This is a genomic window from Deltaproteobacteria bacterium (assembly GCA_005879795.1).
In the GTDB taxonomy this organism is placed as follows: Bacteria; Desulfobacterota; Binatia; order DP-6; family DP-6; genus DP-6.
In genome coordinates this window covers 1-7,715 of the sequence record VBKJ01000068.1, presented here as the reverse complement: position 1 = coordinate 7,715, position 7,715 = coordinate 1, and the positions used below count along the sequence as shown (strand labels likewise).

At 72.1% G+C, this 7,715-nt stretch carries 8 protein-coding genes; 4 read left to right on the top strand and 4 right to left on the bottom strand.

Annotation, left to right across the window (positions count from 1 at the left end; translation table 11 throughout):
• Positions 1-96: 96 nt before the first annotated feature.
• The 3 genes from E6J59_03530 to E6J59_03520 form a co-directional block, all read right to left on the bottom strand.
• Positions 97-1,413 (bottom strand): hypothetical protein, encoded by a 1,317-nt coding sequence (locus E6J59_03530; GenBank protein TMB22594.1) that lies wholly within the window; start codon positions 1,411-1,413, stop codon positions 97-99.
• A 231-nt stretch (positions 1,414-1,644) separates the two neighbouring features.
• Entirely contained in the window at positions 1,645-2,349 is a 705-nt protein-coding gene (locus E6J59_03525; GenBank protein ID TMB22593.1) for a hypothetical protein, read from the bottom strand.
• A gap of 12 nt (positions 2,350-2,361) precedes the next feature.
• Positions 2,362-3,771, bottom strand: coding sequence for an NAD-dependent succinate-semialdehyde dehydrogenase (locus tag E6J59_03520; GenBank protein ID TMB22592.1), 1,410 nt, complete (start codon positions 3,769-3,771; stop codon positions 2,362-2,364).
• A 118-nt stretch (positions 3,772-3,889) separates the two neighbouring features.
• On the opposite strand from E6J59_03520, the gene E6J59_03515 reads away from it, so the two are divergent.
• From E6J59_03515 to E6J59_03505, 3 genes are read left to right on the top strand one after another with little or no spacing between them, the layout of a single operon-like run.
• On the top strand, positions 3,890-4,165 hold the full coding sequence (locus E6J59_03515) for a hypothetical protein (GenBank protein TMB22591.1): 276 nt from the start codon (positions 3,890-3,892) through the stop codon (positions 4,163-4,165).
• Between the two features lie 56 nt (positions 4,166-4,221).
• Positions 4,222-5,238, top strand: a complete 1,017-nt coding sequence (locus E6J59_03510) for a PDZ domain-containing protein (protein TMB22590.1) — start codon at positions 4,222-4,224, stop codon at positions 5,236-5,238.
• Positions 5,238-6,170: a cobalamin-binding protein gene (locus E6J59_03505; GenBank protein TMB22589.1), complete on the top strand. Its 933-nt coding sequence runs from the start codon at positions 5,238-5,240 to the stop codon at positions 6,168-6,170. The genes E6J59_03510 and E6J59_03505 overlap by 1 nt, the downstream gene beginning before the upstream one ends.
• Positions 6,171-6,191: 21 nt before the next feature.
• Here the strand turns inward: E6J59_03505 and E6J59_03500 are convergent, their stop codons facing one another.
• Positions 6,192-6,674: a hypothetical protein gene (locus E6J59_03500; protein TMB22588.1), complete on the bottom strand. Its 483-nt coding sequence runs from the start codon at positions 6,672-6,674 to the stop codon at positions 6,192-6,194.
• Positions 6,675-6,867: 193 nt separating this feature from the next.
• On the opposite strand from E6J59_03500, the gene E6J59_03495 reads away from it, so the two are divergent.
• Positions 6,868-7,599: a hypothetical protein gene (locus E6J59_03495; GenBank protein TMB22587.1), complete on the top strand. Its 732-nt coding sequence runs from the start codon at positions 6,868-6,870 to the stop codon at positions 7,597-7,599.
• The last annotated feature ends 116 nt before the right edge of the window (positions 7,600-7,715 follow it).

Sequence of the window (7,715 nt, the reverse complement as noted above, 5' to 3'; positions counted from 1 at the left end):
GATATCCGCTTTTTGTTGGCGGGAATCGACGCGGGAACGTCCGGGCTTCGCCGGCTCCCTACGTCCCCCGCGCGTGGCTCGCCGCCACGCGGAACGTCATTCGGCGAGCGCGACCGCCTTGATCGGCGACGACCCGTCGGGGATGAGACCCGAGAAGTCGTCGTTGAAGCTGCTGGAACCCGTAAACGTGATGGTGTCGGCGATGAGGATGCTGTAGGCGGCAGCGCCGGTGGGAGCTTGGCCACCCGCGAACGTAAGGGGAGCGGTCGGGAAGTAGAGCGTCCCTTGCAGGGTGAGGCCGGTGGAACCGTTCACGACATTCGCCTGGCTCCCGCTGAACGCCCGATCCTGGAAGAAGAGTATCGCCCGCATGGGTCCACTCGTGGGGGCGTAGAGCGCTCCCTGCACGTTACCGTTGATCGACACGGGCTGGTATTTGTTGGTCCCCGAAGTCGTTCCGGTGTTGTAGAAGGTGACGCCGGTGCCATTGATGCAGCCGCCGTTCATGGTGAGGCCACCTCCGTAGATGACGTAGGTGCCGGGCTGGAAGGTCACGTTGGTGGGGCACCCGGCCCCACCCTGACCGTGAATGGTGAGACCGCAGTAGACCCCGGGGTAGAAGGTGTATGTGCCGACGCCGTTGATGTGGGGATCGGGGTAGTTGCAAGGCAACGAGAACGTCGGAGCGGCTAGCCCGGCGAGCGGGTCCGGCTCCCGCGGAACACTGGTCTTCGGCGCCGGGGTGAAGCAGGCACCCGACACGTTCCCGGCGACGGCGATCGAGGTCGCGCGCGTGATGCAGGCGCTGCCGCTGGCGTCCAGCGCGTCGCTGTTGTTCGAATCGTCGACGATCCCGCAGTTGGCGTTGATGTTGGCGCCCCCGTTCAAGTTGATCGCCTTGGGCGCCGTTGGATTCAGGGCATAGATGCAGTTTCCCGAATCCTTGATGCCCGCGACCGCCCGCGTGCTCACCATCTCGCTCTGGAAGCCGAGGGTGCCCATGAATATCGTCGGGCGGGGCTGGGTGATGATGGCCTCCACGAACGCGTCATTACCCGTATAGAAGCCGCCGAGGGGCGGATGATTGACGGTGACGTGCGCACCATCGGCGCCGTCCGTGAACCCGTTCGAGGTGGCCGCCGTGATCGCCGCCGAGTGGACGTTCGTGTCCCTCATCGCATCTCTCAGCAGCTGCTCCGCTCCCGCCAGGGCCGCGCCGTCGGCGCCGCTCTGCATGCGGCGCCTGTAGTCGAAGAAGAACCCCGTATCGGCGGCCAGGCCGACCAGGGCGCACATGCCGAGCAAGGCGATGGCCATCATCGCCAGGACCTGGCCAGGCTCGCCGTCCCGCCCGTCGCGTCCCCGGGCTCTCGTGGTGATCATGCTTGCTGGGCACCGTCGGAAACACTTCATATGGACCGGGACCTCTACGACGCTACGCGGCACGCCGTCAAGCTAAAACTACTGTTTCGGAGTACCGGCCGGGGAGTCGGGGCGTCCACCCAGGCCTCGTCGCCCCTCCCGTGGATGTGGACACGGCCGTAAGGAACAGAGGAGGCGGTCTCCCGTGCGCCACACCGCGCGCGAGAAGAGGATACTGCACGTCCTGCCGCGGCGTCAATGAAAAAGATCCCGAGACGCCGGTCAGGAGCTGCCGCGGCCCGAGTGCCACACCGCCGGCCTCCCACGCCTCCTCCGCGCCACCAGGGCGGGGTTCGCGACGAGCTTCTGGATCTCCCCCGGCGGGTCCCCCGCTGCCGCCTTCTCCACCTCCCCGCCCTCGTGCCACGCGATCTCGGCGAGGAGCCGCTTCGATGCGACCGAGCGGGGCTGCGTCGTCGTGACGTCCTCGGTCGACGCGAACGCGTCGCGGTGCTTGAGCAGCAGCCACTGCGGCCTGCCCGCTTCGGTCCGCCGCGTGCGCACCAGCACCCACCCGCCGCGGAGCTTCCGGCCGCGCAGCACGAACTTGAGCTCGCCCCTCGCGAGCGCCGCGTCGACGTCGGGCACCTCGGGCAACCAGGTGCCGCGGTCCCAGATCATCACCGTGCCGCCGCCGTACTCGCCCCGCGGGATGATGCCCTCGAAGCTCGCGTACTCGAGCGGATGGTCCTCGACCTGCACGGCGAGCCGCTTGACCGACGGATCGAGCGACGGCCCCTTCGGCACCGCCCACGAGAGGAGCACCCCCTTCCACTCGAGGCGGAAGTCGTAGTGGAGGCGCGTGGCGCGGTGCTTCTGCACGACGAAGGCGAGCGCCTTCGCGGTGCGCCGCCCTGGCCGCGTGCCGCCCGCCGGCTCGGGCGTGACGCCGAAGCGGCGCCTGCGCCGGTACTCGGCGAGGCCCACGTCAGGACCCTCCTACGCCATCCAGACGCTCTTCACGTTCACGAACTCGCGGATGCCGAACTCCGAGAGCTCGCGCCCGTAGCCCGAGCGCTTGATGCCGCCGAAGGGAAGGCGCGGGTCCGACTTGACGAGCCCGTTCACGAACACGGAGCCTGCCTCGACGAGCGGCGCGAGGCGCTCCGCACGCTCCCGGCTCGCGGTCCACAGGGACGCGCCGAGCCCGAAGGCCGAGTCGTTCGCCAGGCGAAGCGCGTCCTCCTCGTCGCGCGCGCGCACGACGGCCGCGACCGGGCCGGCGTCCTCCTCGTCGCGCGCGCGCACGACGGCCGCGACCGGGCCGAACGTCTCCTCGTCGAAGGCGGGCATCCCCTTGTCGACGGCGGCGAGGATGGTGGGCGGGTAGAAGGCGCCGCGGCCGCGCGGCACGCTCCCGCCCAGGAGGAGGCGCGCGCCGCGCTTCAGCGACTCCTCGACCTGGCGGTGGAGCGCGTCGCGCAGGTCGGCGCGCGCCTGCGGGCCCACCTCGGTGTCGCGCGCGAGCGGGTCGCCCATCTTCCGGGCCCGCATCTCGCCGACGAAGAGCTCGAGGAAGCGCTCCGCAGCCTCCTCCACCACGATGAAGCGCTTGGCGGCGATGCAGCTCTGCCCGCTGTTCACGAGCCGCGCCGCCGCCGCGGTCCTGGCGGCGCGCGGCAGGTCCGCGTCCTCGAGGACGACGAACGGATCGCTGCCGCCCAGCTCGAGCACCGTCTTCTTGAGCTCGCGCCCGGCGCGCTCGGCCACCTGGCTCCCGGCCCGCTCGCTGCCGGTCAGCGTGACCGCCCGGACGCGCGCGTCGGCGATGAGCGAGGGGACGGCGGCCGGGCCGACCAGCACGGCGCCGAACAGGCCCTCGGGCAGGCCGGCCGCGCGGAACAGGCGCTCGATCTCGAGTGCGCAGCGCGGCACGTTGGAGGCGTGCTTCAGGATGCCGGCGTTGCCCGCCATGAGCGCCGGGACGGCGAAGCGAAAGACCTGCCAGAACGGGAAGTTCCACGGCATGATGGCGAGCACGGGCCCGAGCGGGTCGAAGCGCACGTAGCTCCGCGCCGCGTCGGTCTCGCGGGGCTCTTCGGCCAGGAAGCGCGCGGCGTGCTCGGCGTAGTACTCGCAGCACCAGGCGCATTTCTCCACCTCGGCCTCGCCCTGCGCGACGGGCTTGCCCATCTCGAGCGCCATGATGCGCGCGTACTCGACCTTCTTCGCGCGCAGCAGCCGCGCCGCCTCGCGCATGCGCGCCGCGCGCTCGGTGAAGGTGCACGTCCGCCAGCCGAGGAAGGCCTGCCAGGCGCGCGCGAGGATGCGCTCGAGCGCCGCGGGCGCCGTCTCCTCGAACGATTCCAGCACCTCGCCGCTCGACGGGTTGATCGACGAGAGCGCCATGCCCGCTCTCTATGCCCGCATCGGCCGCCTGTACAGGCGGGCCCGCAGATGCCTCTTGACGCGCGCACGTGCTCGGGACTAAGCAACATCCTTCCCTCATCGCTTCGCGGAGGACACCATGCCCCAAACGCCGCAACGCGGGGATATCGTATTGGAGCGTCTCACCGGCAAGCGCGTCATCGTCATCAAGGTGGCGGGCGACGAGATCATGTGCCGCTTCGACGACGGCCGGAAGGAGGAGCGCTTCGCGTTCGAGCTCGAGTCGCCGGCCTCGGTGCTGAGCACCTTCCTGCAGCTGCTGGCGAACCTGTTCCGCGGCCGGCCGCGGGAGGACACGGCCGGCATGAATGACCGGGTGCGGCCCCTCGTGCTGCGCCAGCCCGGGGCCCTGTAGCGGTCCGCACGCCCACAAAATTGACCGGCGGCCAGGGCGTGCTTACTGTCGCACCCATGGCTGCCCGGCCCCGCCTGGGTCGCGTGAACGACGTGCCGGGCGCTCCGCGACCGTCGGCGCCGCCACCCCGGCCCGCCGACCCGGAGTTGCTCGACGCCTATTCCGAGGCGGTGATCGGTGTCGTCGAGCGCGTCGGTCCCGCGGTGGCGAGCGTCTCGGTGGCGGCGCGCCGCGAGGGGGGCCCGGGGGCGGGCAGCGGCTCCGGCGTCCTCTTCACGCCCGACGGCTACCTGCTCACCAACGCCCACGTCGTGCGCGGCGCGAAGCGCGTCGGCGTCTCCCTGACGGACGGCAGCACGCTCGAGGCGTCGGTCGTGGGCGCCGACGAGCCCGCCGACCTCGCGGTCATCGCGGTCGACGGGGGCCGGCTTCCCTACGCCGAGCTGGGCAGCTCGGCGGCGCTCCGCGTCGGCCAGCTGGTGGTCGCGATCGGCAACCCGCTCGGCTTCAGCTCGACCGTGTCGGCGGGCGTGGTGAGCGCGCTCGGGCGCACCATGCGGGCCACCTCGGGGCGCCTGATGGAGGGCATCATCCAGAGCGACGTGGCCCTCAACCCGGGCAACTCGGGCGGGCCGCTGGTCGACAGCCGCGGGCGCGTCGTCGGCATCAACACGGCGATGATCCTGGGCGCCCAGGGCCTGAGCTTCAGCGTCCCGATCGACACCGCGAAGTGGGTCCTCGGGCAGCTCATGACCGTCGGCCGCGTGCGCCGCGGCCACCTCGGCATCGCCGGCCAGAACCGCCCGCTCGCGCGCAGCGCGGCCCGGCGGCTCGGGCTCGCGCAGGACGCGGGCGTCGAGGTGATGGGGGTCGAGCGCGGCGGCCCTGCGGCCGAGGCGGGCGTCGTGGCGGGCGACGTCATCGTGGCCGCGGACGGGGAGCCCGTCCGCAGCGTGGACGACCTGCACCGCCTGCTCGGCCGCTGGCCGCTCGCGGGCGCCCTCACGCTCCGGATCCTGCGCGACGGGGCGCTCGCGACGATCGAGGCGAGGCCGCGCGAGGCGCGCGGCTGATGCGCGTCGTCTCGCTGCTTCCCGCGGCGACCGAGATCGTGGCCGCGGTCGGGATGCTCGACCAGCTCGTGGGCGTGAGCCACGAGTGCGACTACCCGGCCGAGGTGCAGGCCAGGCCGCGCGTCACTCGCTGTGCGATCCACGGCGGCGCGCTCGCGAGCGAGGCGGCCGACCGGTGGGTGAGCGACACGCTCGCGGCCAGCGGCACGCTCTACAGCATGGACGAGGCGCTCATCCGGCGGCTCCAGCCGGACGTCGTCATCACGCAGCGTCTGTGCGACGTCTGTGCCGTCGGCTACGAGAGCGTCACCGCCTTCGCCGCCACCCTCCCCGGTCCGCCGCAGGTGATCAACCTGGACCCGTCCAGCGTGCGGGACGTGTTGCGGGACATCGAGACCGTGGGCGCGGCGCTCGGCGTGCCCGAGCGCGCCGCGGCGGTGATCGCCGGGCTCGAGGCCCGCATCGTCGCGGTGCGCGTGGGCGCCGCCGGCGCGCCGCGTCCGCGCTGCGTCGTGCTCGAGTGGATCGCGCCGCCCTACCGGAGCGGCCACTGGACGCCCGAGCTGGTCGCGATCGCGGGCGGCACCGAGCCGCTCGGCCGCCTGGGCGAGGACGCGGCGCGCGTCCCGTGGGAGGCGGTCGTCGCCGCCGCGCCCGAGGTGCTCGTCCTCGCCTGCTGCGGCTACGACCTGGCGCGCACGGCGGTCGACCTGCCCCTTCTCCCCACGCGCCCCGGCTGGCAGGAGCTGCCCGCGGTCCGCGCGGGCCAGGTCTACGCGGTCGACGGCTCCGCCTACCTGAGCCGCCCGGGCCCGCGCCTGGTCGACAGCCTCGAGATCCTCGCCGAGATCCTGCACCCGGAGCTGTTCGCAGGCCGCTTCCCCGCCCGCGCCGTCCGCCGCCTCCCACCGCACGAGCTGGCCGCGGGCTGACAGGGCGGCAGCGGGTGCCGCTCAGTGCACCGTGCCTGGGCCGCCCGCGCCGCCGTTGGGGGCGGGCTTCGCGGGCGCCGCCGCCGCGTGCGCGAGCGCCTCGTCCGTGGCGTAGAGCCGGAGCTCGCCCCGAATGGCGAGCGCGACGCCCTCCTCCGCCGTGCAGCCGACCACGTCGGCTCCCTCGGGCCGGACGAAGGAGAGAAGCGCGCGGAGCCGCCCCTCGGCCACGTCGAGCACGACCTCGCGCGCCTCGACGCCGCCGGCGCCGAGCTGCTCGAGCACGAGCTCGGTGAGTGAGCGCACGTCCTCGTCGCCGTCGGCCCGCGCGAGTTGGCGGGCGCGCACCGCATCGAGAGGCACCACGAGCCGCTCGCCGTCCTCGCCCCGCAGCTCCGCGCCGCCTTTCCCGCAGCGGCTGCACACCCGGATGCGCGCGAGCTCGAGACGCTTCACACCGCTCGCATACCGCCGCGGCTTGCCGGGGTCAACTCTTCTGCTCACCGTGTGATCGTAGCTGGCGCCTCCCAAGAGCACGGGCTACGGACAGGCAGCGCCGTCGCCGGGGCAGTACACCTGGCGGCACAGCAGGGTCGATGGCTGGAAGCCATCGGGCGGACAATTCGGGCCATTGCCGGGGCACGTCTCCGCCACGTCGCAGGCACCCGCCGATGGGCGGCAGACGGTACCTGCCGACTTGAATTGGTCGGCCGGACAGTCCGCGCTGCTGCCCGCGCAGGTCTCCGCCACGTCGCAGTCACCCGCCGATGCACGGCAGACCGTACCGGCCGACTGGAAGCTGTCGGCCGGACAGCTCGCACTGCTCCCCGTGCAAGTCTCCGCCGCGTCGCACGGACCCGCTGACGCCCGGCAGACCGTGGCGGCTGACTTCAAGCTGTCGGCCGGACAGCTCGCACTGCTCCCCGTGCAAGTCTCCGCCACGTCGCACGGACCCGCTGACGCCCGGCAGACCGTGGCAGCGGACTTCAAGCTGTCGGCCGGACAGCTCGCGCTGCTCCCCGTGCAGTTCTCGGCCATGTCGCACGGCCCCGCGGACGGACGGCAGACCGTGGCGGCCGACTGCAAGCTGTCGGCCGGACAGCTCGCACTGCTGCCCGTGCAGTTCTCCACCGCGTCGCACGGACCCGCTGAGGCCCGGCAGACCGTGGTGGTCGAGGCAAGCCCGTCGGCCGGACAGTCGCGGCTCGTGCCAGTACACGTCTCGGCGACGTCACAGACACCCGCCGAGGCACGGCATACGGTCCCCGCGTTCCCGGGGGCGTTTTCGCAGAACTTCCCCCCTCCGGTGCCGGTTGCGCACGTGTCCACGGTGCAGGGATTGTGGTCGTCGCAGTCTGCATCTGTGCTGCAGTTCGGTGGACTGATCACACAGTCTGCCGGATCGGAGTTCGGCTTTTGGGACGGATAGGAGCACACGTCGATCAGCTCACCGCCGGTCCCAATGTCGGTGGACGTGAGGCAGCAGTTCACCGCAGTGTCATTCGCGACGCAGTTGCTTCCGTTGCATTTCTGCGCCGTGTGAGT